Source organism: Burkholderia sp. AU45274, assembly GCF_030482505.1.
Taxonomy (GTDB): Bacteria; Pseudomonadota; Gammaproteobacteria; order Burkholderiales; family Burkholderiaceae; genus Burkholderia.
The window spans coordinates 1,701,189-1,726,039 of record NZ_JAUJQE010000001.1; the positions used below are offsets into that span (position 1 = coordinate 1,701,189).

Annotated in this window: 23 protein-coding genes; 11 read left to right on the forward strand and 12 right to left on the reverse strand. The window is 67.1% G+C overall.

All coding sequences use genetic code 11. From position 1 onward, the window contains the following. Positions 1-26 precede the first annotated feature (26 nt). From QZM35_RS07540 to QZM35_RS07550, 3 genes are all read right to left on the reverse strand, one after another. Positions 27-899, reverse strand: coding sequence for a LysR substrate-binding domain-containing protein (locus QZM35_RS07540; RefSeq protein ID WP_089427226.1), 873 nt, complete (start codon positions 897-899; stop codon positions 27-29). A 106-nt stretch (positions 900-1,005) separates the two neighbouring features. Continuing rightward, on the reverse strand, positions 1,006-1,905 hold the full coding sequence (gene bla / locus QZM35_RS07545) for a class A beta-lactamase (RefSeq protein WP_301775708.1): 900 nt from the start codon (positions 1,903-1,905) through the stop codon (positions 1,006-1,008). 210 nt (positions 1,906-2,115) lie between these two features. Beyond that, on the reverse strand, positions 2,116-2,976 hold the full coding sequence (locus QZM35_RS07550) for a peptidoglycan DD-metalloendopeptidase family protein (protein ID WP_301775709.1): 861 nt from the start codon (positions 2,974-2,976) through the stop codon (positions 2,116-2,118). A 511-nt stretch (positions 2,977-3,487) separates the two neighbouring features. Between QZM35_RS07550 and QZM35_RS07555 the strand changes: the two genes are divergently transcribed. From QZM35_RS07555 to QZM35_RS07565, 3 genes are all read left to right on the forward strand, one after another. Then, complete coding sequence (locus QZM35_RS07555; RefSeq protein ID WP_301775710.1) at positions 3,488-4,384, forward strand: LysR family transcriptional regulator; 897 nt, start codon at positions 3,488-3,490, stop codon at positions 4,382-4,384. A gap of 46 nt (positions 4,385-4,430) precedes the next feature. Continuing rightward, positions 4,431-4,817 (forward strand): ester cyclase, encoded by a 387-nt coding sequence (locus tag QZM35_RS07560; protein ID WP_089475102.1) that lies wholly within the window; start codon positions 4,431-4,433, stop codon positions 4,815-4,817. 495 nt (positions 4,818-5,312) lie between these two features. Next, positions 5,313-7,487, forward strand: a complete 2,175-nt coding sequence (locus QZM35_RS07565) for a hypothetical protein (protein ID WP_174972366.1) — start codon at positions 5,313-5,315, stop codon at positions 7,485-7,487. A gap of 112 nt (positions 7,488-7,599) precedes the next feature. Here the strand turns inward: QZM35_RS07565 and QZM35_RS07570 are convergent, their stop codons facing one another. Next, complete coding sequence (locus tag QZM35_RS07570) at positions 7,600-8,340, reverse strand: sulfite exporter TauE/SafE family protein (RefSeq protein WP_174972364.1); 741 nt, start codon at positions 8,338-8,340, stop codon at positions 7,600-7,602. 353 nt (positions 8,341-8,693) lie between these two features. After that, complete coding sequence (locus QZM35_RS07575) at positions 8,694-9,710, reverse strand: aldo/keto reductase (RefSeq protein ID WP_301775711.1); 1,017 nt, start codon at positions 9,708-9,710, stop codon at positions 8,694-8,696. A 141-nt stretch (positions 9,711-9,851) separates the two neighbouring features. Between QZM35_RS07575 and QZM35_RS07580 the strand changes: the two genes are divergently transcribed. Next, the gene (locus QZM35_RS07580) at positions 9,852-10,763 is read left to right on the forward strand and encodes a LysR family transcriptional regulator (protein WP_089427218.1); all 912 of its coding nucleotides are present in this window, start codon (positions 9,852-9,854) and stop codon (positions 10,761-10,763) included. 45 nt (positions 10,764-10,808) lie between these two features. Here QZM35_RS07580 and QZM35_RS07585 read toward each other — a convergent pair whose 3' ends face one another. Next, the gene (locus QZM35_RS07585; protein WP_089427217.1) at positions 10,809-11,963 is read right to left on the reverse strand and encodes a porin; all 1,155 of its coding nucleotides are present in this window, start codon (positions 11,961-11,963) and stop codon (positions 10,809-10,811) included. Between the two features lie 382 nt (positions 11,964-12,345). On the opposite strand from QZM35_RS07585, the gene QZM35_RS07590 reads away from it, so the two are divergent. Continuing rightward, positions 12,346-13,443, forward strand: a complete 1,098-nt coding sequence (locus QZM35_RS07590; RefSeq protein WP_089429073.1) for an OpgC domain-containing protein — start codon at positions 12,346-12,348, stop codon at positions 13,441-13,443. A 61-nt stretch (positions 13,444-13,504) separates the two neighbouring features. Further along, complete coding sequence (locus tag QZM35_RS07595) at positions 13,505-14,437, forward strand: esterase family protein (RefSeq protein ID WP_089432876.1); 933 nt, start codon at positions 13,505-13,507, stop codon at positions 14,435-14,437. A 175-nt stretch (positions 14,438-14,612) separates the two neighbouring features. On the opposite strand, the gene QZM35_RS07600 is transcribed toward QZM35_RS07595, so the two are convergent. Continuing rightward, positions 14,613-15,827: an FAD-dependent monooxygenase gene (locus tag QZM35_RS07600; RefSeq protein WP_301775712.1), complete on the reverse strand. Its 1,215-nt coding sequence runs from the start codon at positions 15,825-15,827 to the stop codon at positions 14,613-14,615. Positions 15,828-15,993: 166 nt separating this feature from the next. Here QZM35_RS07600 and QZM35_RS07605 point away from each other — a divergent pair, with 166 nt between their 5' ends. From QZM35_RS07605 to QZM35_RS07615, 3 genes are all read left to right on the forward strand, one after another. Further along, a complete protein-coding gene (locus tag QZM35_RS07605) occupies positions 15,994-16,938 on the forward strand; it encodes a LysR family transcriptional regulator (RefSeq protein WP_301775713.1) in 945 nt (314 codons plus the stop codon). Positions 16,939-17,078: 140 nt separating this feature from the next. Next, positions 17,079-17,837 carry an SDR family oxidoreductase gene (locus QZM35_RS07610; RefSeq protein ID WP_301775714.1) on the forward strand — a complete coding sequence of 253 codons (759 nt, stop codon included), beginning with the start codon at positions 17,079-17,081 and terminating at the stop codon, positions 17,835-17,837. Positions 17,838-17,874: 37 nt separating this feature from the next. Then, positions 17,875-18,102: a cupin domain-containing protein gene (locus tag QZM35_RS07615; protein ID WP_301775822.1), complete on the forward strand. Its 228-nt coding sequence runs from the start codon at positions 17,875-17,877 to the stop codon at positions 18,100-18,102. Positions 18,103-18,116: 14 nt separating this feature from the next. Here QZM35_RS07615 and QZM35_RS07620 read toward each other — a convergent pair whose 3' ends face one another. Then, entirely contained in the window at positions 18,117-18,452 is a 336-nt protein-coding gene (locus QZM35_RS07620; RefSeq protein ID WP_301775715.1) for an H-NS histone family protein, read from the reverse strand. Between the two features lie 397 nt (positions 18,453-18,849). Between QZM35_RS07620 and QZM35_RS07625 the strand changes: the two genes are divergently transcribed. Then, positions 18,850-19,410: a TetR/AcrR family transcriptional regulator gene (locus QZM35_RS07625; protein WP_301775716.1), complete on the forward strand. Its 561-nt coding sequence runs from the start codon at positions 18,850-18,852 to the stop codon at positions 19,408-19,410. 216 nt (positions 19,411-19,626) lie between these two features. Here QZM35_RS07625 and QZM35_RS07630 read toward each other — a convergent pair whose 3' ends face one another. The 4 genes from QZM35_RS07630 to QZM35_RS07645 form a co-directional block, all read right to left on the reverse strand. Then, complete coding sequence (locus QZM35_RS07630; protein WP_301775717.1) at positions 19,627-19,914, reverse strand: hypothetical protein; 288 nt, start codon at positions 19,912-19,914, stop codon at positions 19,627-19,629. A gap of 16 nt (positions 19,915-19,930) precedes the next feature. Beyond that, the gene (locus QZM35_RS07635; RefSeq protein ID WP_301775718.1) at positions 19,931-21,019 is read right to left on the reverse strand and encodes a retroviral-like aspartic protease family protein; all 1,089 of its coding nucleotides are present in this window, start codon (positions 21,017-21,019) and stop codon (positions 19,931-19,933) included. 203 nt (positions 21,020-21,222) lie between these two features. After that, positions 21,223-22,317 carry a TrkA family potassium uptake protein gene (locus QZM35_RS07640; protein WP_069251854.1) on the reverse strand — a complete coding sequence of 365 codons (1,095 nt, stop codon included), beginning with the start codon at positions 22,315-22,317 and terminating at the stop codon, positions 21,223-21,225. 82 nt (positions 22,318-22,399) lie between these two features. Further along, a complete protein-coding gene (locus tag QZM35_RS07645) occupies positions 22,400-23,734 on the reverse strand; it encodes an FAD-binding oxidoreductase (protein ID WP_301775719.1) in 1,335 nt (444 codons plus the stop codon). Between the two features lie 224 nt (positions 23,735-23,958). Between QZM35_RS07645 and QZM35_RS07650 the strand changes: the two genes are divergently transcribed. Then, on the forward strand, positions 23,959-24,813 hold the full coding sequence (locus tag QZM35_RS07650) for a helix-turn-helix domain-containing protein (RefSeq protein ID WP_006485970.1): 855 nt from the start codon (positions 23,959-23,961) through the stop codon (positions 24,811-24,813). Positions 24,814-24,851 lie beyond the last annotated feature (38 nt).

The following is a 24,851-nucleotide window of genomic DNA, read 5'->3' on the forward strand; positions in this document are numbered from 1 at the left end:
GTTCGGCGTACCTGCGTGATCGCCGGTCAATCGCGATGGCGCGCGATCCAGTCGCTGAACGCGCGGATCTTCTGCTGGTTGCCGATGTTCTCGGGATAGACGAAGAAATAGCGCGCGCCCGTCTCGAGCACGATGTCGAACGGACGCTCCAGCCGGCGCGCGCTGACGTCGTCGTCGACGAGCGTCACGTCGCCGATCGCGACGCCGAAGCCCTGCATCGCCGCGTTCGTCGCGAGATCGAGCGTGTCGAACGTCGGCCCGCGCGCGGGATCGACGCTGCGCTCGCCGGCGTGATCGAGCCACGCGCGCCAGTCGCGGTGGTCACGCGTCGGATGCAGCAACGTATGGCGCGCGAGATCGCCGACCGCATCGAGCGGCGACGTCTGCCGCAATTCGGGCGCGCAGACGGGTGTCAGCCGCTCGTCGAACAGCGGCAGCGCGAACACGCCGGCGCCCGGCGACGTGCCGTAGACAACGGCCGCATCGAACGGCTCGGTCGAGAAATCGACGACGTGCTGCCACGCGGTCGTGATCTGCACATGGAGATCGGGATGCTCGCCCTGGAAACGCATGATGCGCGGCAACATCCAGCGCATCACGCAGGTCGGCACCTTCAGCGCGAGATCCGTGCGCTGCCGCGTGAGCCGCATCGAAATGTCCTCGATCCGCGCGAAGCTCTCGTTGACCACCGGCAGCAACTGCTCGCCCTCCGCCGTCAGCGTGAGGCCCTTCGCATGCCGCTTGAACAACGGGAAACCGTAATGCGCCTCGAGCGTCTGGATCTGCCGGCTTACCGCGCCCTGCGTGATGCACAGCTGCTCGGCCGCGCGCGTGAAGCTGCGGTGGCGGGCCACCGTCGAGAAGATCTGCAGCGCGTGCAGGGGCGGAAGTCGGCGCATGAAGAAGGCAAACGGAAAAACGGCGCGGAAGGACCGCGCGCCGACCCCGGCGCGCACTGTCCGACACGATAAGCCAAACGCCGGCTTTGCGCGAGGCGCGGGACGCTCAGGCCGTCGCGGTGAGCGCGCCCGCCACGATGCGCGCCGCCGACGCGACGACGTCCGCGCGGGCCGCCGCGGCGACCTGCGGCTGCGTGAACGACACGGCCATCACGATCGGCGCACGCGACGGCGGCCACAGCACGGCGACGTCGGTCGTCGTGCCGTAACCGCCCGTGCCGGCCTTGTCCGCGATGCGCCAGCCGGGCGGCACGCCCGCCGCGATGCCGGTCGCGCCGCGCGCGCCGCCGACCATCCACTCCGTCAGTCGCGCGCGCTGCGGCTCCTGCAGCGTGTTGCCGAGCAGCAGCCGCTGCAGCGTGTCGACCATCTCGACCGACGTCGACGTGTCGCGTTCGTCGCCGGGCGCGGCGTTGTTCAGTTCGGGTTCCCAGTGATCGAGGCGGAACGACGTGTCGCCGCTCGCGCGCACGAACGCCGTGACGGCCTGCGGGCCGCCGAGCACGCCCATCAGCAGGTTGCCGGCACCCTTGTCGCCGGACTGCAGCATCGCCGCGCACAGCTGCTCGATCGTCATGCCCGTGTCGACGTGGCTTTCCGTGATCGGCGAGCCCGCAACGATTTCATAGCGACGGTACAGGATGCGGCGCGGCAGCAGCGACGCGTCGAGCGAGCCGCGCGCGAGTATCGCGGCCGCCGCAGCGACCGCGTACGTGCCGCACAGCGGGAAGCGCTCGCGCGCATGGTGCGCGATGCGCACGCCGTTCGACGTATCGAGCGCGGCGACGCCGAGCCGGCCATTCGAGGCCTTCTCGAGCGCGGTCAATTCAGCCTGGGCGGTGTGGGCGCGCCCCTGGTCGGCGACCGGCGCGGACGTGCACGCGGCGACGAACGGCGCGGCAACGGCGGCAAGCAACAGCGAGCGGCGTGTCGGAGAGTGTTCCATGAATGTCGTGGGTTCTGTCGGAATCGGTGGCACGAAGCAGCTCGGGCACGCGTTGAAGAAGCGTGCCCGTTCACGCCGACGGCCGGCCCGCGACGGCATTCGCCGCGCTTCCCCGAAAGACGACCGTCGGCCCCGCGAAGCGCGGGACTCGCATGAACAGACCCTAGCGTAGCAGCGACCGCCGCGACGTTCCAGCGAAACGGCCCGGCTTCACCCTTGCGACGAAGGCAGGTACGGCATCGGATTGACCGGCTTGCCGTCGCGTCGCACTTCGAACAGCAGCGCGACACGCGAGTTGTCGAGGTCGCCCATCTCGGCGATCTCGTCGCCCTGGCGCACGATGTCGCCTGTCTTCACGAGCAGCTTGCGGTTGTGCGCATAGGCGGTCAGGAAATCCGCGTTGTGCTGGACGATGATCAGGCTGCCGTAGTCGTTCAGGCCGGTGCCCGCGTACATCACGCGGCCGTCGGCCGCGGCGCGGACCGGGTCGCCCGGCCGGCCGGCGATCTGGATGCCGCGGTTCTGCCCCGGCCGGAAGCCGTCGACGATCTTGCCGCTCGCGGGCCACTTGAGCGCGACGCCGCCCGCATGCCGCTTCGTTTCCTTGACGACCTGACGGTCGCTCGCGCTCGACGCGATGGTCTGCGTAGCTGCCGGGTTGCTCGCCGCGCCATTGCCCGACGCCGACGAGGCGGCCACCTGCGTGCCGGGTGCACCCGGCGCCGGCAACGGCTGCTGCTTGACGATGCGCAGCACCTGCCCCATGCGCAGCCTGCCGTTCGCGCCCAGCTTGTTCCAGGTGCGCAGGTCGGCAACGCTGCAGCCGTTCGCGGACGCAATGCCCGTCAGCGTGTCGCCGCGCTTCACGACGTACTTCTGCGCGACGAGAATCGGCGCCGGCGGCGGTGCGCTAGCCGACGGCGCAGCGGCAGGCTGGCTCGACGGCGAAGGCTGTCCCGCCAGCGTGTCGCTCGGCGGAACGGACTGCGTGCTTGCACAACCGGCCATGACGAGCACGGCTGCCAGGCCTGGCAGCCACGCCGCGTTGCGGTGAATCTCGCGCGTTTTCATGGACGATCCGACTCCGGTTTGACAATCTTTCAAGCATCTCAAAAACGGAACGGCCGACGTGTAACCGGATGCAAACAATGATGACAAACGATCACGAACCGGATGCCGGCCGGCATTCGCTACCGGTAATACGGTCCGATTCAGGAAAACTTGATGGTCTTTTTGCAGGAAAGCGGAAGAATTTTCGTCTCTGAAAACTATGACGGATTGGTTTCAATAGGCACGAGGCGGCGATCGCCGCGACGTTCAACGCAACCACGCGGCGAGTTCGGAACAGGCCCACGCGATGCCGATGCACAGGAACAGCATGTGCAACGCGATCTTGAACGACACGCCCCACGACGGATCGATCTGCATGACAGGCTCCTCGGTTGATGTGCGGCCATGATCCGCCATCGATCGCGCCCCGAAAATGCGGAACCGGCGAATCGGGCCTCAAGCTGCGCCTGAGACCCGGGCCGCGGTTCCCTGCTAACTTATCGGCCATTCCAATACGATCGCCCCACCCATCATGCGCTTCGACCTGACCGACCTGCGGCTCTTCCTGAACATCTGCGAGGCCGGCACGATCACGAGCGGCGCCGAGCGGACCCACATCACGCTGCAGGCCGCGAGCGAGCGCATCCGCGGCATGGAGGACGAGCTCGGCGTGCCGCTGCTGCACCGGACCAAGTCGGGTGCGCAGGCCACCGATGCCGGCCGCGCGCTCGAACACCACGCGCGCACCGTGCTGCAGCAGATCGACCACATGCGCGGCGAGCTGCAGCAATACGGCCAGGGGCTGCGCGGGCATATCCGGTTGCTATGCAACACGGCGTCGCTGAGCGAATACCTGCCCGATGCGCTGGCCGACTACCTGCCGCATCATCCGAAGCTGTCGATCAGCGTCGAGGAGCGCTCGAGCCAGGAGATCGTGCATGCGATCCGCAACAAGACGGCCGAGGTCGGTATCGTCGCCGATTCGGTCGGGCTCGGCAGGCTCGAACAGAAGCCGTTCCGCGAGGACTGGCTGATCGTCGTCGTCCCGGCCGCGCATCCGCTCGCGTCGCAGGACAAGGTCGCGTTCGACTCGATCGCCGATGCCGACTTCATCGGCCTCACCGACGGCAGCGCGCTGCAGGTGCATCTCGCCGACCAGGCGCGCGCGCTCGGCAAGCGGATCCGCTATCGCGTGCAGCTGAAGAGCTTCGATGCGATCTGCCGCGTGATCGCGAGCGGCGTGGGCATCGGCATCGTGTCGCGCCATGCGGCCGAGCGCGCGATGCAGACGATGGACGTGCGGCTCGTCGAGCTGTCCGATGCGTGGAGCCATCGTCGGCTGAAGCTGTGCGCACGGTCGTTCGATGCGCTGCCGAAGTACACGCGGGAGTTCGTCGCGTTCCTGTCCGGCGAAACCACGCCGCAGTGACGCGCGCCGCATCCGACTCATCCCGTCGATACAAGGAGGCACGGCCATGACCGACACCGATCTTGCAACCCGCTACCGCGCGTACATCGACTGCCTGAACCGGCAGGACTGGCCGGCGCTCGGCGAATACGTCTCCGATAACGTGATTCACAACGACCGGCCGCTCGGCCTCGCCGGTTACCGCGCGATGCTGGAACAGGACTTCCGCGACATTCCCGATCTCCGTTTCGACATCCGGCTGCTCGTGTGCGAGCCGCCGCGCATCGCCTGCCGGCTGCGCTTCGCCTGTTCGCCGAGCGGGACGTTCATGGGGCTCGCCGTCGACGGCCGGAAGGTCACGTTCTGCGAGAACGTGTTCTACGAGTTTCATGACGGCAAGATCCGTCAGGTCTGGTCGGTGATCGACAAGGCCGCGATCGAGGCACAGCTTTAGGCTCGACGGAACGGCGTGGCTGCCTGTCGCCATCGCGCCCCGATGTCCGTCGAATTCATCTCGATCCGTGTGGATAACGTTTTCCCTCACTCCCCCGCGAGCACGCATCACCGGATAGTCATTCTGCTCGTCGTGTCCACATCGGTATCCCGCGCTTCACTTCATCTCATCGCGAAGAAATCCCGGTAAATTCTTCACTATTTCGCTCCAACCCTTCACGCCCCCTTCCCACCATCCGGGTTTTTCCCGCCCCTTCCGACGTGAAAGTTCATTGACATCACGCCGATGGCTGCCTAAATTTGGAAAACGTTTTCCAATATCTTCGCACGACGCCCGTCACGGCCCGTGCAGGGAGAACGCTTGCCCGCTCGACAAGTGATTCAGGCCGTCCGTCTTCAGGGATCAGGGTTGCAAGACGGCGGCCGGGTACGGGCATCGAGCGCGGCAACGGCCACACCCGCCCGTGCTTCATCACTATTCAAAACTGGAGACACAATGCATCCGCGCAGCAGATTCGCGCTCGGCGCCGCGCTCAGCGCCCTTTCCGTCCTGTTCGTCAGCGCCTGCGGCGGCAACGACGTGACCGACACGCCGCCACCGTCGTCATCTTCGCCGCCCCCGTCCACGACACCGACGCTCGCGTCGAACTCGCTGCAGGCGCTCGTCTACGGCGCGCCCGACACCAGCGTGCCGGCCGGCGCGAACATTCCGGTCACGATGATGGGCCAGATGCGCGCACTGTTCGACCTGATCCGGAAATCGCCCGACTTCACGCAGGTCGTGATGGATCTCGGCGACGGCACGCCGGTCCACGTGCTCGACACGAACACCGGCGACAAATTCCTGCCGGGCAAGCTCGCGCTCGGCCTGTCGTACATCCTGATCGACATGAAGTCGAAGAACGATCCGCAGTACGCCAGCTACCTCGCGACGTACCAGACGATCACGACCGCGATGATGGCGCAGTCGGGCAGCAACTACACGTATGCGAATACGTCCTGGGGCGAGTACTACTACCTCGTCGCGCTGAACAACCTGAAGGCGCACGGGATGCTCAACGAAGTCTTCAGCGACGCGATGCTCGCGACCCTGCAGCGGCGGCTCACCTTCTGCGACATGTTCGGCCCCGATGCGAGCGGCAAGACCGATACGTGCCCCGCGGCCGGCACGCCGATCGACATCGCCTCGCTCAACACCGCGCAGAACTACTATGCGGTGTCCTACGGCATCGCCGGGCTGCGCCAGAAGCTCGGCTGGAGCAGCCCGTCGTTTGCATCGAAGACCGATCCGTCGGTCGCGACGATGGGCGCGCGCGACGCGCTGCTGTACACGCTCACGAACCATATCCGCAACGACTCGTCGGGCGGGTTCTCGGACGAAGCGTCGAACACGCACACGACCTACTACGACCAGGCGCGCTTCGACCGCTACAGCACGCTGCTGATCGGCGAAGTGACCGAGCGCACGTTCGAGATGGGCAACGAGGCGAACCTCACGCCCGAGTTGAAGGGCTATCTGCGCAAGTCGGTCGACCTGATCCTGCCGCAGCTGAACGCGAACGGCCAGGGCTTCAACTACGGCCGCTCGATCGGCCCGTACGGCGATTCGGCGTTCATGGAGGTGTTGACGGCCGCGGCCAACGCCGGCGTGCTGACCGACCAGGAGAAGCAGGTTGCATACAAGTTCATCTATCAGGCCGCGCAGCGTTTCGACACATACTGGTACGACCCGTCGCTGCCCACACCTTCGGTGAACATGTGGGTCAAGGGCCGCGGCACGGACGCGTATCGCGGCAAGCCGCGCGTGATGGGTGAGAACTTCAGCCTGCTGCACCAGTACCTGTACGTGAACGCGTGGTGGAACAAGCTCGGCTTCGGCGGCAAGGCGCCGATGGCCGACACGGACTACAACGCGTGGCTCGATGCGCTGCCGCACTACACGCTCACCTGGTACAACCAGCCGGGTGACGCCGCGCATCCGTACAGTGCGGCGCTCGTCACCGTGCGCGACGGCCGGCGCGTGATCAACCTGAACCTCAGCCAGGCGCCCGACTACAACTCCTACACGCCGTACTACCCGGTACCGTTCTCGGACAAGCTGATCTACGGCACGACCGATCTCGGCTACGCGCTGCTGGTGCCGCAGGTGTCGTACAACGGGAAGACCTACATTCCCGTCACGTACTACAAGAACCTGAACGTTCAGCAAGGCAACGGCCAGGTGATCGTGTCGTTCGATACCGCGAAGTTCCGGCTCGCGTCGAAGAATGCGGCGTACACGACGGATCTCGACCTGCAGGTGCATACGGTGCTGACGTTCGCGCATGGGTCGGTCGCCCGCAGCGACACGCTGAGCACGGGCTCGCTCACCGGCAACCTGTCGGTCGAGACGGACTTCACGTCGTTCGCGGATTTCGCGTCGACGCAGGCGAACGGCGACGGCGTGTCGGTGACCTACGCGAACAGCGCCGCGACCGGCTATGCGGCGTCCGGGTTCGACACCTGCGCGCTGTCGGCCTTCGACACGGCGAACGGCACGACGAATCCGCTGTCGACGACGCCGGTCGGCCAGCTGCATTCGAACTTCGCCTGCACGACGAAGCCGTTTGCCCTCGGCGCGGGCGCGACCCGCACGTTCGGTTGGACGCTGAAGTACGCCGACCCGGCCTGAGCGAGGTGACCCACGTCCGGTGAACGCGCCTGAAGCCCGCTGTTGTCGAAACCGGCTTCGGGCGCGTCACCGACAGCGGACAGCGGGCATCGCGCTCGTCAGCGATGCCCGCTTACAGCCACCCCGAAGCCGCCATATAGGCGCCGAGCGCGATCAGCCCGACGAAGAAGCAGCGCTTGAACGCCTTCTCGCTCATCACACGCCGAGCATATTGCCCGCCGGCCATGCCCGCCAGCGCCGGTACGAGCGCGAGCGCCGACACGCCGAGATCGACCGTCTCCAGCGCGCCCGTCACGCGCAACTGCAGGCCGAGCACGATCGTCGATGCGGTGAACGACAGCCCGAGCGCCTGGATCAGGTCGTCTTTCGACAGCCGCAGCGCCTGCAGGTACGGCACGGCCGGCACGACGAACACGCCGGTCGCGGCCGTCACGACACCCGTGAGGTAGCCGACCCCGGCCGACAGCCATTTTTCATGGCGGCCCGGCGCGGGCAACCGCGCGGCGGCCAGCCCCCACAGCCCGTAGAGGATCAGCACCACGCCGAGCGCCGCATGCGTCCAGGTGCTGCCGGCCGCGAGCGCGGGCAGCCCGCCCGTCAGCGTGCCGATCGTCAGGCCGGCGAGCAGCGGCCAAAGCCGGCACAGCAGCGGCCCGAACGACGGGCCGAGCCACAGCTGCCACACGTTGGTGACGAACGACGGCACGAGCAGCAGGCTCGCGGCGGCCGACGGCGGCATCGCGAGCGTCAGCAGCCCCATCGCGATCGTCGGCAGCCCAAGCCCGATCATCCCTTTGACCGCGCCGGCCAGCAGGAAAACCACCGCGATGATCGTTAGCGTATGAACTTGCATGAAAGGCATTCCGTCCGGTTGAGTACGGCGCCGATGGTGAACCCCGATCGCGCCGCTCGCCATCTGGTTTTGCCTGAGGCTGGCTAGGGCTTGCCGGATGGGGCGGCGGCGCGATTGTGCCGATGGGCTGGCGCGCCGCAGCGTCGGCGAAACATGCGCCACCGGCGTCAAGTCAGGCCAGGCCAGCCATGCACTGCAATCGGGGTTGCCGGCCCGGCCTCAGCCCCAGCCTCAGCCTCAGCCTCAGCCTCAGCCTCAGCCCCAGCCCCAGCCCCAGCCCCAGCCCCAGCCCCAGCCCTCAGATTCGAGCCGAATACGGAGCCTGCACCGAAACCATTGCCGATCCGCGCCGATCAGTCCCCGTGAGATGCCCCCCGGCCTTGCTCGCTGTCGAGGTGCGCCATCTGTGCGGCCGGATAACGCTCACCGGCAGCCGCCCCGGCGGGAACCGCCGCTTCGATGCGAGCGATGTCATTGACCGTTAGTTGCATTTCAATCGCCTGCAACGCATCCTGAAGTTGTGTGCGCTTGCGCGCGCCGATCAGCGGCACGATATCGTCGCCGCGCGACAGCGCCCACGCGATCGCGACCTGCGCCGGATTGCTGCCCTTCTCGTCGGCGATGGCGCGCAGCGCATCGACGAGCGCGAGGTTGTGCGCGAGGTTCTCGCCCTGGAAGCGCGGGCTCGCCGCGCGGAAATCGCGCTCGCCTTCCCGCGCCGTGCTCCAGCGCCCGCCCAGCAGCCCGCGCGACAGCACGCCGTAGGCCGTGACACCGATCCCGAGTTCTCGACACGCGGGCAAGATCCCGGCCTCGATGCCACGCGACAGCAGCGAATACTCGATCTGCAGGTCGGAGATCGGCGCGACGGCCGCCGCGCGGCGGATCGTGTCGACGCCGGCTTCCGACAGGCCGATATGGCGCACGTACCCGGCCTTCACGAGATCGGCGATCGCACCGATCGTCTCCTCGATCGGCACGGCCGGATCGACCCGCGCCGGCCGGTAGATGTCGATGTAGTCGGTGCCGAGCCGTTTCAGCGAGTACGCGACGAAGTTGCGGATCGCCACCGGCCGCGCGTCGTAGCCGGCAAACCCGCCGGCCGGATCGCGCAGTGCACCGAATTTCACGCTGATCAGCACCTGGTCGCGGGCCCGGCCGCGCAGCGCGTCGCGGATCAGCATCTCGTTGTCGCCCATCCCGTAGAAATCGCCGGTGTCGAGCATCGTGATGCCGTGGTCGAGCGCCGCGTGCAGCGTCGCGATGCTTTCGTCGCGGTCGGCGGGCCCGTAGAAGTCCGACATCCCCATGCAGCCGAGCGCAATTGCCGACACCCGCGGGCCGGTACGGCCCAGTTCACGCGTTTCCATATCCGTTTCCTCGAGTGATGAATGAACAGGCCGGATTCTGGGCGCATCGCGGCGCGCGATAAACGCGAAACACTCAACCAAACCATTCGACGCTGATTAACAATGGAGCCTGCTCCCCCTCCACCCACGCACCCGCCCCGCATGGATCATCTGCAAGCAATGCGCATCTTCGCGCGCGTCGCCCATCTCGGCAGCTTCACGAAAGCGGCCGAGCAGTTGCAACTGCCGCGCCCGACGGTCAGCAACGCCGTCCAGTACCTGGAAAAGCATCTGAAGGTCCGCCTGCTGCAGCGCACGACGCGGCGCGTCGCGCTGACGGCCGAAGGCGCGACCTATTACGAGCGCTGCATGCGGCTGCTGGCCGATCTGGACGATGCGGAGACGCTGTTCGAGGACGCCGGCACGACGCCGCGCGGCGCGATCCGCGTCGACCTGCCCGAACGCTTCGCGCTGAACCAGGTGATTCCGGCGCTGCCGGGTTTCCACGCGCGCTACCCCGACCTGCGCGTCGTGATCGGCACGACCGACCGCTTCGTCGACCTCGTCGCCGACGGCATCGACTGCGCGGTGCGGGTCGGCGCGATGTCCGATACGTCGCTCGTCGCACGGCGCATCGGCGAACTGGCGCAGATCAATTGCGCGGCGCCCGCGTATCTCGAGCGGCACGGCACGCCGCGCTCGCCGGACGAGCTGCCGGACCACGTCGCGGTCGGCTATTTCTCGAGCCGCACGGGCCGCGAGCTGGACTGGGAATATGCGGATATGGATTCGGGCCGGCTGCACGCGGTCAAGATGCGCAGCGTCGTGTCGGTCAACAGCTCGCAGGCGTATCTCGCGTGCTGTCTGGCGGGCCTCGGGCTGATCCAGGCGCCGCGCGAAGGGCTCGGGCCGCTGCTCGCCGACGGCTCGCTGGTCGAGGTGCTGCCGGAATGGAATGCCGAGCCGCTGCCCGTGTCGGTGGTGTTTCCGACCGGCCGGCATCTCGCGCCGCGCGTGCGGATCTTCGTCGACTGGCTTGCGGAAACGCTCGGCGCCACGCCCCGGGCGGATTGACGGCAGGCGCCGGCGCACCCGCCCCGGCGCCGCCCGGTCAGAACTTTAGAACTTGTGGCGGATCGCCGCGCGCACCGCGAACTGGTTCGACGACGCCGACGGGCCGTCCGTCCCGACCACGTAGCCGCCGTCGGCCGCCGTGCCGGTCTTGTCGCCGCCCACCTTCTGCCACGCGCCCTGCAGGTACACGTCGGTGCGCTTCGACAGGCTGTAGTCGGCCATCAGGCCGACCGTGTGGTATTTCGGCTTGAACGTCCCGGCCGCGGCATCGTACTTGCCGTCCGTGTACACATACTGCGCGCCGAGATAGAAATCGGGCGTGAGCTGGTACTTGCCGTTGATCTCGAAGTTCTGGAACTTCGTCGCGGTCAGCCCGAGGCCGGCGAACGTCGACGCCGGCAGGTAGACGGTCGACACCGGATTCTTCACGTCCGTCTTCGTGTAGACGAAGCCGACCGTGGCCGGGCCGAACGTGTAATTGACGCCGCCGCCGAAGATCCGCAGGCGGTCGGCGACGAAGTTCGCATCGTCGGCCGAGATCGCGCCCGCGCTGCCGATGCCCGGGTTGTTCGCCTGCAGGTACGCAGCCGCGACCTGCAGCCCCGCCAGCGAATACTGCGCGCCGAGGCTGTACTGACGGTTGTTCGAGAAGCCGGTGCTGTTGCTGAAGCTGTACGTGCCGCCGAACGTCAGGCCGTTCCAGTCGGCGCTCGCATACTTGACCGTGTTGTTGACGCGGAACGAGTTGTCCGTGTTGTCGTTGTCGAACGGGTGCGAGAACAGCGTGCCGCCCCAGTTGCCGTTGGCGGTGAGCGGCGCGAGATAGTCGACGACGGAATCGTACTGACGGCCGAGGGTCAGCGTGCCGAAGCGCGGCGCGCTCAGCCCGACGAACGCCTGGCGGCCGAACATGCGGCCGCCCTGGCCGAGCCGGCCGTTGTTCACGTCAAAACCGTTTTCCAGCGTGAAGATCGCCTTCAGCCCGCCGCCGAGATCCTCGCTGCCCTTCAGGCCCCAGCGGCTGCCCTGCGCATAGCCGCTCGCCAGCTGGTAATTCGTTTTTCCGACCCCATTGACGTTCACGTTGTTCGTGTAATTGAAGCCTTCGTCGATCACACCGTACAGCGTCACGCTGTTCTGGGCGAAGACCGGCGCGGCGAAAGCGGCTAGCGCGGCGGCAAAAATGACGTGCTTCTTCATGACGGATCTCCGGAGCCGGGGGCCGGGCAGGGTCGAGCGCCCGGCGAATGTTTGGTCTGTTTTAGGTGTGGCCCGCAGGGCGGACGACGCGGTGTGCGGCCGCGTGAGGTCAAAATGGTGTCACGTCGCAAACCGTCCGTCCATCGGGGTAGCTGAACCCTGCGCAAACCGTTGCGCTCGTCCAACTGCCCCGTTGCGCAGACTGCCTGCCCCGGCTTATCGGCAGCGGCACGACGGCCGACCATCCGCGTAAACCCGATGTGCGCCGCATCGGTGGCACAATGCGCATCCGTTCGTCATTTCTTCACGAAGTCATGCTTCCCCCCGATTCATGCGCGGCGCGTGCCGGCCGCGCCCGCGGCGCGCGCCGGGAGGCGGTCCGATGACCGCACCGGCCCGGGCCGGCCGCTACGCCGAGCTCGATTTCTTCCGCGGCCTCGTGCTGCTCGTCATCGTCGTCGACCATATCGGCGGCAGCATCCTGTCGCGCGTGACGCTGCACGCTTACGCGCTGTGCGACGCGGCCGAGGTCTTCGTGTTCCTCGGCGGCTTCGCCACCGCGATCGCGTACAACTCGCTCGCCGAACGGCACGACGAAGCCGCCGCGCGCCAGCGCTTCATCCGGCGCGCGTTCGAGATCTACCGCGCGTTCCTCGTGACGGCCGGTCTGATGCTGCTGATCACGGCCGCGCTGAACGCGTTCGCGATCGACGGCCCGAACATGCCGACCAACGATCTCGACGGCCTGCTCCACAAGCCGCTCGCCGCGCTGCGCGACATCCTGCTGTTCCGCCGCCAGCCGTACCTCGCGTCAGTGCTGCCGATGTATGCGTTCTTCGCGCTGCTCGTCCCGCTCACGCTGCCGCTCGCGCGCACGCAGCCGTGGCTGCTGCTCGCGTTCAGCGGGTCGCTGTGGTACGCCGCGCCGCACGCCGCGCGCTTTTTGCCGACTGTCGAAGGCGCGCCGTGGGACTTCAATCCGTTCGCATGGCAGTTCCTGTTCGTGCTCGGCGTGATCGCGCGCTGCCAGCCCGTCTACCAGACGCTCGCGCCGAAGCCGCAGGGCTGGCTGCTGACGGCCGCGGCGCTCGCGATCGTCGCGGCCGGCGCGTACTACCGGCTGCGCATCGAGCCGTTCCCGACCGATCCGTCGATCAAGCAGAACCTCGGCGCGCTGCGGCTCGCGAACTTCCTCGCGATCGCATGGCTCGCGGCCAAGCTGGTCCACCTCGGCTGGATGAAGAAGGTTGCGCACGCGATGCCGTGGATCGGCACGATCGGCCGGCAGGGGCTGCTGTGCTTCGTCGCGGGCACCGCCATCTCGCTCGCGGTCGATTCGGTGCTCTACCAGGCGACCGAAGGCTATCTCGACGTGAAGCTCGGCCTGATTGCCGACGTCGTCGCAATGGGCCTGCTGTATCTCGTCGCCAAACTCTACGGGCCGCTCGTCGCGCGGCTGCCGTTCCGTTCGCGGCGATGACGCGCCGCGCCGTCATGCGCCGCTGCTACGATAGCCGGCGCCTCTCCTGAAACGATTCGACATGCGCCGACTCGCCCTTGCGTTCGCCCCCGCCCTGATCGCCGGCTCCATCGCCACCGCCCGCGCCACGCCGCCCGCGCCGGCGGCAGCGCCCGCGCCGCCGCCGGCCGTCCAGACCGCGACGACCCCGTCGGCCACCCAGGAGCCCGCGCTCAATCCGGGCAGCAGCGTCGTGCTGCGCACGTTCCGGTCGGCGTCGCTGAAGCGCGACTGGTCGTACACGGTCTACCTGCCGCCCGGCTACAACCCGGAAGGCGCGCGCTACCCGGTGATGTACCTGCTGCACGGCAACGCCGGCAACGCGAACGACTGGGTCACGCAGGGCCGGCTGCAGGCCACCGCCGACACGCTGATCGAGCGCCGCGAGATCCCGCCGGTCGTGATCGTGATGCCGCAGGGCGGCACCGACTGGTACGTCGACCGCAAGGAGAAGATGCAGAGCGCGTTCCTCAACGACCTGCTGCCCGAGGTCGAAGCGCACTTCGCGGTGTCGAACCAGCGAGCGGGCCGCGCGATCGGCGGCGTGTCGATGGGCGGCTTCGGCGCGCTGCGCTTCTCGCTGCTCGAACCCGGGCTGTTCTGCGGCGCGATGCTGCTGAGCCCCGCAATCTACGCGAACGAGCCGCCGCTCAATTCCGCCGCGCGCTACGTCGGCGTGTTCGGCGACCGGCAGTTCGACCCGCGCGTGTGGCACGAGCTCAACTACCCGGCGCTGATGCGCGGCTATTTCGCGCGCAGCTGGCGAATCCCGATGTTCATCGCGGTCGGCGACGACGACCTGACCATCCAGGCCGAATCGAGCGTGCTGTACACGCAGCTGCGCCGCGCGCAGAACCCGGCCGAGCTGCGCATCGTCGACGGCGGGCACACGTGGGATGTATGGCGCGGGCTGCTCGGGCAGGGGTTGAAGTACGCGCTCGAATGCGTGAAGTGACGGCGGGCGGGCGTTGCCCCGCCCGTTTTCGTCAGGCCGGCGGGTGATCGGCGGGCCATAGGCCGTCGACCCACGTCATGCCCGGCGCATGCAATCCCGGCGAGCCTGTCGCGCCTGAAGGCGCACTCGTTGCGCTTGCCGCCGCGCCCCCTGATCCAGATTCCAGATGGCAGACTCAAAGCCAAGTGCCGCCCTGCCGCTCGCTTGGCTCCCTCGCCAGCGCATCGAAATCGTGAATCCAGTCCAGGTGATGCAGCACGCAGTCGCGCTCGGCCAGACGCGCATTGCGCGCCTGCGCGGCCGGCCCGTCGGGCAGGTGCAACACATCGGCCACGGAGATCGACGCGTACTGCACCTTGCGCGTGCGACCGCGACGCAGCCGCTCATACGCTTCCTGTGCTTCGCGCCAGTTGCCTGGCCCGGCCTTGGCCAGTTGCTCGGCCAGCACCACCGCATCCTCGATCGACTGGTTCGCGCCCTGCCCGTGATGCGGCACCAGCGCATGCGCGGCGTCGCCGATCAGCGTCACGCGCCCGCGGCTCCAGCGGCCGAGCGGCGGCCGGTGGAACAACCCCCAGCGCTGGCTGATCGGCACGGCGGTGATCATCTGCACCACCGCCGGATGCCAGTCCCTGAACACACGCAGTTGCTCGCCCTCTTCCGACGGCATCACCCAGTCGCGCGACGGCCACGGTGACGGATGGCGCTCGACCAGCAGGAAATTCTGGTCGCCGTCGTCGCCGATCGGATAGTGCAGCAGGTGCCCGTGCGGCCCGATCCAGTACTGCAGCGTTTCGGGATCGGGCAACAGGCTCAGCCGCGCGGCCGGCACCACGCCGCGAAACCCCGAACACCCCGAATACAGCGCATCGTCGTAGCCGAGCATCCAGCGCCGCGTGATCGAGCGCGCGCCGTCCGCACCGATCACGAGATCGGCGTCGACGCGCACACCGTTGTCGAACGACAGCGTGACGCGATCGGGATGCTGCGCGAGATCGGTCAGCCGATGGCCGAGATGGATGGCGTCGAGGCCGACCGCCTTCGACAGCAGCGCCTGAAGATCCGCACGATGCACGCCCCAGTACGCGCCGCCGAACTGCCGGCGATAGTCGGGGTCGCCGCGATGATGGCCGATCACCGCGCCGCTGCGGCCGTCGCGATAGACGAGCCCCGGGATGTCCGCGCACACCGCATCGAAGGCCGCCCGCAATCCCATCCGTTCGTAGAAGCGCGTCGCATTGGCCGACAGCGCGACGGCCGCGCCGACTTCGCGCAACACCTCCGTCTGTTCGTAGAGCTGCACGTCGATGCCGTGCTCGCGCAAGGCAAGTGCGAGCGTCAGGCCGCCGATCCCGGCGCCGACGATCGCAATCTTCAGGTTCGTCTGCATGATGAAGGTGTCTCCGATGTTCCGATGGGGGGTCTGCGGCGTGCGCAGCGGTCATGTCGATTGCATGGGCCGTATCGGTATTCTCGGGAGCGGACTTTCATCCCGCAATAAAATGACCGGAATCTGCTTCATCACTGAATGCAATGATTCCGGCGAGGCCCAACCCATGGAACTGAGCGATATCGACCTCAACCTGCTGCTGCTTTTCCAGCGGCTGATGCAGGAACGGCGCGTGTCGAGCGTCGCCGAGCAGATGAACATGAGCCAGCCGGGCGTGAGCAATGCACTCGCGAAGCTGCGCCGCCGGCTCGGCGATCCGCTGTTCGTGCGCGGGCCCGGCGGCGTGGTGCCGACGCCGTTCGCGCTGCGCCTCGCGGAACCCGTATCGCACGCGCTCGCGACGCTGCACGCCGCGCTCAACCCCGAGACCGGTTTCGATCCGCAGCGCGCCACGCGCACGCTGACGATCGGCATGACCGACATCGGCGAAGTCGTGTTCCTGCCCGCGCTGCTCGAACACCTGTCGCAAGCGGCGCCGGGCATCGCGCTCAATACCGTGCGCGACACGAGCGTCAATCTCGGCGACGAAATGGCCGACGGCCGCGTCGATCTCGCGATCGGCCTGCTGCCGCAGCTCAAGGGCGGCTTCTATCAGCGCCGGCTGTTCGATCAGCGTTATGTGTGCCTCTTTCGGCGCGGCCATCCGCTCGAGGATGCGCCGCTGACGGTCGACGCATGGCGCAATGCCGAGCACCTGGTCGTGGTGTCGGCCGGCACCGGTCACGGGCAGGTGGACGAATGGCTGAAGCGCCGCCGCGTGGCGCGCCAGGTGCGGCTCACGGTGCCGCACTTCATGAGCGTCGGCTACATCCTGCAGCGCACCGACCTGATCGCGACGGTGCCCGAACATCTCGCGCAGCAGCTTGCCGCACCGTTCTCGCTCGGCTGGCGCGCGTTGCCCGTCACGGTGCCGGGCGCGCCGATTCACATGCTCTGGCATACGCGGGTCAATCAGGACGAAGGGAACAAGTGGCTGCGCGACGTGGTGGTCGATCTGTTTGCGGAGTCAGGCACGCGGGCGCGGAAGGCCATACCTGGCCGCAAGAAGTAGCCAAGGTCATCACGCCATCGCGTGTGCCTGACGATGTCGCTCGAACATGTGCGCCGCACATTTCGACTACATTGCCGAAGTGGCGACGATTCCGGTCGTCGGCCACCTCGCCCCTCTTTCAACCTGCAGGAAATCAAGCCATGTCTGTTTCGAAGAAATTCGCAGCCGTCACCGGCGCCGGCTCCGGCATCGGTCGCGCGGCGGCCATCGCGCTCGCCCAGGCCGGTTTCACCGTCGCGCTGCTCGGACGCACCGAGGCATCGTTGCGCGACACGCAGGACGCGATCCGCACCGCCGGCGGTGACGCGCCCGTGTTTCCTGCGGACGTCACCGACGAAGCCTCGGTCGACCACGCGTTCGCCCGGATCGCGCAGCAGTTCGGCCGGCTCGACGTGCTGTTCAACAACGCCGGCCGCAACGCGCCGCCGGTTTCCCTCGACGAATACGAATTCGACGTGTGGAACAGCGTCGTCGCGACCAACCTGACCGGTGTCTTCCTGTGCGCGCGGGCCGCGTGGCGCCTGATGAAAACGCAGACGCCGCAGGGCGGCCGGATCATCAACAACGGCTCGATCTCGGCCCATGCGCCGCGCCCCGACACGATCGCGTACACGGCCACCAAGCATGCGGTGACCGGGATCACCAAATCGCTGGCGCTCGACGGCCGCCGGTACAACATCGCGTGCGGCCAGATCGACATCGGCAACGCGGCGACGTCGCTCACGGACCGAATGACGCAAGGCGTCCCGCAGGCCGACGGCAGCCTCGCGCCCGAGGCGCGCATGGACGTCACGCATGTCGCGAACGCGATCGTCCAGATGGCGAACCTGCCGCTCGACACGAACATCCTGAACATGACGATCATGGCGACGGCGATGCCGTTCGTCGGCCGGGGCTGAACGAAACGCACGCGACACCCGATCCCGTCCGGCCCGAATCGCGAGACGTCACCCGCGTCATGATTGCGGACGACGTCACGTGCTGTCGGGCGAACGCGAGTTGCACGTCGAGCACGGCGAGCCGACGCGGTTGCGCGCCGGTGAGCACGCGCGCTTCTCGTCGCAGCGGCCGCATGCGTACGTGGCGCCGTCGCCGGAAGACGTGACGCTGCTCATGGTGCTCACGCCGTCCAGTCAGGCACCGGCGAAGCCGCTGTCGCCGTAGCCCGACGCCGTCCGTCATCTGGTTTTGGTTTTCTTGCCGGTCGACGGCGGCTTGACGATGACGAACTGACGACGATCCTTGCCCCTGATCCAGAGCGGCGCATTGCCGCGCCCGCTCCACTCCTTTCCGCTCACCGGATCACGATAGCGCGCCGGCAGCGCTTTCAGGATGTACGAGCCCCGGCTGCCGTTGCGGCCGACCAGGTCGCGATGCTTGATCGCATACGTGTCCATCAGCGAGTGAACCGCCGCGATCGCATCGACGCGTTCGCGCGCGCGTGCGCGCTCGATTTCCTCGTCCAGTTCGGCCAGCTCGACGACGAGCTGTGCATAGGTCTTGCTCGCGTTCATCTTCTGCTTCCTGCCCCGCATCTGCATCTGCATGCGAACCGGCATGATTCGCATGACTAACTGACTGTTTCACGACGTCCCGTGACGGCCACATTCACTCGATTGGCAAGCAGCGCGCGTCGGCGCATCGAAGCACGCGATACGACACCAACGACACGCCGCCACGCACCGGCACACCGTGCGCCCCCCGCGTCGACCCGATCGCCCGCCCGGGGCCCCCGCTGCAGACGTTCGGCGACACAATCGCACCCGGCATTTCAAATATCGAGTGATATCTGAAATGCGATCGTAATGGTATCTATCTTAAATATCAACTGATATCCTGCCGGCCATGAACATGGTTCCCCCTCCCCCGCGGCTGAGCCGCGAAGAAAGCCGACAGCAGACCCGTGCCCATTTGCTCGCCGCGGCGAAACGGCTGTTCGTCGACCGCGGGTTCGGCGGTACATCGCTCAGGGATATCGCGGCCGAGGCCGGCTATACGCAAGGCGCGTTCTATTCGAATTTCGCGAGCAAGGAGGAATTGTTCGTCGAGCTGATGCGCGAGCGCTCGCAGACGCAAGTGGCCGACATCGCCCGGGTGCTGAGCGACCCCGCCGCGTCCGGGGAGGACATTCTGAATGCGCTGGAGGTCTGGTCGCGGACCGTCGATGCCGAGCCCGAGTGGTCGGTGCTGGGCGTCGAGTTCAAGCTTCAGGGGCGGCGCAACCCCGCTTTTGCCGTCGCGTCGCAGGCGTTGCTGGACGCCCATCGCGATGGCCTTGCCCATTGCATCGAACAGATTTTCGCGCGGCTGAAGAAGGTGCCGCCCGAACCGCCGGCCGTCCTGGCCGTTGCGTTCATGGGGCTCTCGCAAGGCCTGTCGCTGCAGCAGTCGATCCTGTCCGAGGTGCCGATCGGGCACATGATCATGGTGTTCCTGCGCAGCCTGCTGACCACGGCCGAACCGGTGCGTTGAACGAAAAGGCGGCGGGCGACCGGGAAATGACCGGCGCCGCGACGGAGTCGGATCGCGCATGACGCCGTGCGGGCCGTTGCGGGCACTCGACGCAAGTGATGGCGCTCGTATCCGGGGCCTGCCGCAGCACCACCGTTTACGAACGCCGCGATGCCGCGGCGACACGCCGCCTGCGGACGTGCAACGTCATGCCCGCAGGATCTCCTTGGCGACCTGTTAGAAGGCCACACGCCCTTGCCGAAGCTCGACGGTCTCGTCGCTCCCGAAGTCGATGTGGCCACTGTTCAGCCCGCGATTCAATTCGATGAATCCGTTGATCGCCACGCTCGAGAACGGATTCATCGCGAGTACGCCAGCCCACGCCGAAGGTTCGAGCGCCACCGGCCGCACCGGTCGATCCAGCATGAGCGCAAAGATCGCCGCGATGTCGGCAGGCGAATAGGCAACCGGCCCTTCCAGGCCGATCTTGCGGATGCCCGCCCAGTCTTCACGCAGGAGGTCCACTCACGCCACGGTCCGGTCAGGAGCGCTGGCTGATCGACCAACGCGTCGGCGTGAACGACACCTCGAAACGGGACAGGAAAGACTGGCCGAGCAAGCCGTCGATGCCGTCGCCGTATGGCGACTTGCCGCCCGCATCGACCGATACCGGCACGTCCGACGCTTCGACCGCACCGACCTTGACCGCGCGGGCCTGGGCCAGCAGTCCGTCACGGGCACCATTGGCTGTCTGCAGACGAATCCGCTTGGCTTGCTCCGTCGGAACCTGCGCGCGCCGGGCAAACGCTTCGCTTAGCGAAACATAGCTCGCGCCCGTGTCGACGATGAACACACCCTCGATGCCGTTGACCTTCGCCTTCACGCGAATCGTATTGCCCGATTGCCTGGCAAAACTCTCCTGTCCGGCCGCATACGTCGACGGGCAACTCGCATGCGACGCGTACTGCGCGATCATCCCCTTCGCCTGCGTGTTGTCCGCACGCTCCGGATCGGCCGACACCCACATCCGGATCGCACTGACCGAATCGCAGTAGCGGCCAGCCTTCGCATGCAGGTCGGCGATCCGGATGAACAGGTTGCTGGTGACTGTCGCCAGGTTCGTCGACAAAGCCAGCGCCTGCATGTAGTCCGACAATGCCGCATCGTCGCGCTGCCAGCCTTCGTTTGCGCGCCCGCGATCGAAGTAATACTGCGGTTCCGACGGGTTGTTTGCGATCAGCCGGTCGGAAACCTCCACGGCGCCCTTGAAATCGCTCACGGCCATCAGGTCGTTCGCGGCAGCACTCAGGAAACCGTCCGCGCGCCCGCATCGATCGACGAACCCGATCAGCGCGGACGCGCTTTCGCGACGGTAGCCGAGCGCGTCGATCTGCGCGGCCATTCGGCCCATCGCGTCCCGATTGCAAGCCTCCCGGCTCAGTTGAACCAGCGCCCGCCGGATGTCGGGCTTCGTCATGTCGGAAACGGACATGCCGGAAAGCTTGTACGTGTCGACAGCAGGCTTGATGTCGTCGGGTACCGCGATGCCGACCTGGTCGCAGGCGGTCATGGCGACCAGCACCGCGAGCCCTGTGCTCACCTTGACGGCGCGTCGAACCGACCGGCTCATGCGCCCCTTCGAAAACGCGTGCGGCCCATCTGCGTCATGCGGGTTCCTTGTCGCCCCGCTTTCTCTCTCGATCATTCTTTTCATTGCCCCGTTTAATTCTGATTTCGCGGCCCGTTCGCGCGGGCCGATCCCTCGCGTGCGCCGGACCGGCGCCGCCTCCCTGCATCAGCGGCAACCGGTCGGCCATGTTGCCATACGAGCCGTCAAACATCCGGATCCGGAATCCGCGCCGACTGAATCACGACCAGCGTGTCCCCTTTCTCGATCCGGCACGGCGGGTCTTCATAGAACGAAAAAATCTTCCCGCATCGATCGAGCCCGACGACGATCGCGCCCGGCACGACGTTCGTCATGCAGCCGACTTCCTGCGGCATCGCCTCGCGCTCGAGCAGCGTCGCGCGGCCGCGCGTCGATAGCATGTCGTTCACGAACGGCACGATATAGCGGCTATGCACGGCATCCGCGAGCAGCAGCGCGCCGATCTTCGTCGACGACACGATCACGTCGGCGCCCGCCTGCCGCAGTTGCCGCTGATACAGGTTCTCCTGGATCCGCACGACGATCTTCGTATCGGGCGCGATACTGCGCACCGACAACGTGAGCAGGATCGCGGTCGGATCATCGGTCACCGAAATGATCACGGCCTTCGCTTCGCGCACCTGTGCCTGCTGCAGCAGATCCTCATGCGCGGGATCGCCGAGCAATCCCGCCACGCCGAGCGACGTCGCGGCCTCGATCGCCTGCTGCTGCGAGTCGATCACGATGAGCGTCGCCGGATCGACGCCGCTCTCGAGCAGTTCGCGCACCGCGATCGAGCCGGACAGGCCATAACCGCATACGACGATGTGATCGGACAATTGCTTCTGCAGGCGTTTCATGCGGAATTCCTCGATGACGCGCTGGATCACGAACTGATACGCCGTGCCCAGGAAAATGAACCAGATGACGATGCGGATCGGCACGATGAAGAACGCATCGATCAGACGCGCCCGCGCGGTGACGGGCACGATGTCGCCATAGCCGACCGTCGCGACCGTGACCATCGTGAAGTACACGAGATCGGCGACGGTCATCGGCGTGCTCTTGGTCGAATCGCGCAACCCGTCGCGATCGAGATACAGCACGAGGAACGCGAGCGTGCACAGCAGCACGACCGCGCCGATCCGGAACAGCAGCGTGCGCCGCGGCGACGTCGCGGGACGCGTGAACAGTGTGCGCGCACGCGGCGCCTGCCACGGGTTGCGGGCGCGACGCAGGCGTGAGCGCAACGAGCGGCGCTGGGCGGAGGGCGAAGCCAACGGGGAATCTCCTGAAGGATGCGGGCTCGATTCTACGATGGGTCGGCCGCGGCCGGCCGACGTCATCGCGTCGATGCGTCCGTTACAGCATGCTGCGCGGCCGCACCATCGTGCCGTCGACGAAGCGCTGCGCACGAAACGCCGACAGGTCGAGCGACGGCGCACCCGTGTCGATCCATTCGGCCAGCAGCCGCCCGACGATCGGCCCCATCGCGAAACCGTGGCCGCAGAACCCCGTCGCGATCGCAAGCCCGGACGGCGTGCCCGGCGCATCGATCACCGGAATGCCGTCGGGCAGCACGTCGATCAGGCCGGCCCAGGCCTCGACGATCTGCGCGTCCTTCAGCGCGGGAAAGATCGCCTTGAGCTTCGCGAGCGCGCGCGGCGCATGCGCGCGATTCGGCTGCGGCTGCGGATCGCGCGGTTCGATCGGCCCGGTCGCCCCGTTGATGCGGGCCAGCACGTCGCGCCACGCGGCCCCGTTCACGTGCAGCCGGAATTTGTCGCGCTGCGACCAGAACTCCGGCCAGAACAGGCTCAACCCACGCAGGTGGCCGAGCGTCAGGTCGACGTCGACCTGCATGTCGTCGGCAAGATTGATCGCGCCGTTCTTGCGCTGCCGGATACCGAGGCCGTGGCCCCACACCGTCGACGCCGACACCGGCGGCACCACGTTGGTGCGCATGCAGGTACCGCGCACGGCCTGTTGCGGGAGCCGGATGCCGACGCCATCGAGCAGCCGGAAGCTGGTCGCACCGGCCGCGCAGATCACGCGCCGCGTGCGGATCGTGCCGCGCTCGGTCACGACACCGACCACCGCACCGCCGGCCGTCTCGATCGCAGTCACGCCGCAGCCTTCGAAGAAGCGCGCGCCCGCCTCCGCGGCACGCGCGGCGAATGCGGCGGCCGCGCGACGCGGCTCGGCCTGCCCGTCGGTCGCGGTGTACAGCCCGCCGAGCGTGCGCGCCTGCGGCGAAAGGCCGCTGACGCACTCGTCGATCTGCGCGCGCGTCAGCGTGCGTGTATCGAGCCCGTGGTCGCGCGCGACGGCGAGCCACGCGTTGAATGACGTCCAGTCCGTTTCGTTGTCCGCAATATAAAGACAGCCGCCCTGCCGCCATTCGAGATCGAAACCGAGGGTTTCCTCTAACCCCTCCCAGATCTTGATGCCGGCCATCATCAGCGGCACCTCGGCCGCTTCGCGCCCCTGCTGCCGCACGAAGCCCCATGCACGGGTCGACTGCTGTCCGGCGATGCGCGACTTGTCGAGCACGACGGCCTTCAGGCCGCGCAGGCCCAGGTAATACGCGGCTGCGCAGCCCATGATGCCGGCGCCGGCGATCACGACGTCGGCTTCGTGCGGGAATGGTGTGTCTATGCGGGTCAGGGCATCATGCAGCGGATAGGTTGTCGTCATTGTTTCCTGTCAGGCGTTAATGCATCCGAATGTGGGCGGCGGTGGTAACGTCGTGACACACCTTTCACACAAACGCACCTTTCGCCACGCTGAATAACGACCATTTTGCGGTAAAGTTATCTTTTCCGCGCGTGGCCGGTCGGCTCGCCCCTGGACGTCATGAAGACTGTCCGTCGAGACTGCCGCAAGGCGTCGTTCTGAACGTCACGATCCGTTCCCGTAGCATGACCACTGAAGCAATCACCACGGATTCCCTCGCGGTTGCCGAGCGCGTGCGCGAGCTGATGACCCGCAACGGCATCGGCAAGCGCCAGCAGACCACCGAGCTGTGCCGCATCCTCGACCTGAGTTTCTCGCAAGGCCACCGCAAACTGCGCGGCAGCAGCCCCTGGACGCTCGCGCAGATCAAGAAAGTCGCCGAAGCGTACGGCGAACCCGCCGCGCAACTGTTCGGCGCGCAAACGCTCGACCCCGGCATGGTCGGCGCCTATTCGCAGGAGGCCGTCCTTTACGCGGGCGTCGCCGAGATTCCGTGCACCGCCTGGATCGGTGCGCCGCTCGAAGCCGGCGCGCGCCCCGAATTCGTCGCGTACGAACAAAACGGCCGCTGGCGCGTGCTGCGCCACACCGGCGTGCTGTACCAGAACGCGTACGACGTGCACAAGATCGAGATCTATCCGCGCCGCGCGGAGAGCGACAAGCTCGTCGTCGCGGTGATCGACCCCGATCGCGTCAGCGCGACCGAACTGTGCCGCTATCTCGAACGCCAGGGTTTCGCGACCGCCGCATTCGACGGCCTCGCGCCGTTCGTCGACGCGCTGCAAGGCCAGGCGTTCGACGCGGTGCTGACCGAATGGCTGTTCGACGACAGCACGGCCGCCACCGCGATCAAGGCCGTGCGCACATCCGACAACCCGGGCGCACCGATCTTCGTGCTGACCGGCGACCTGCTCACCGGCCGCGCGAGCGAGGCCGACATCAGCGAAGTGATCCGCGCGTTCGACGTCGTCTGCTACGAAAAGCCCGCGCGCATGGCAATTCTCAGCGCCGATCTCGCGAAACGGCTCGCCCGCGGGTAACGTCCCCGGGCCGTTCTTCCTCCTGACGGCCAGCGTCC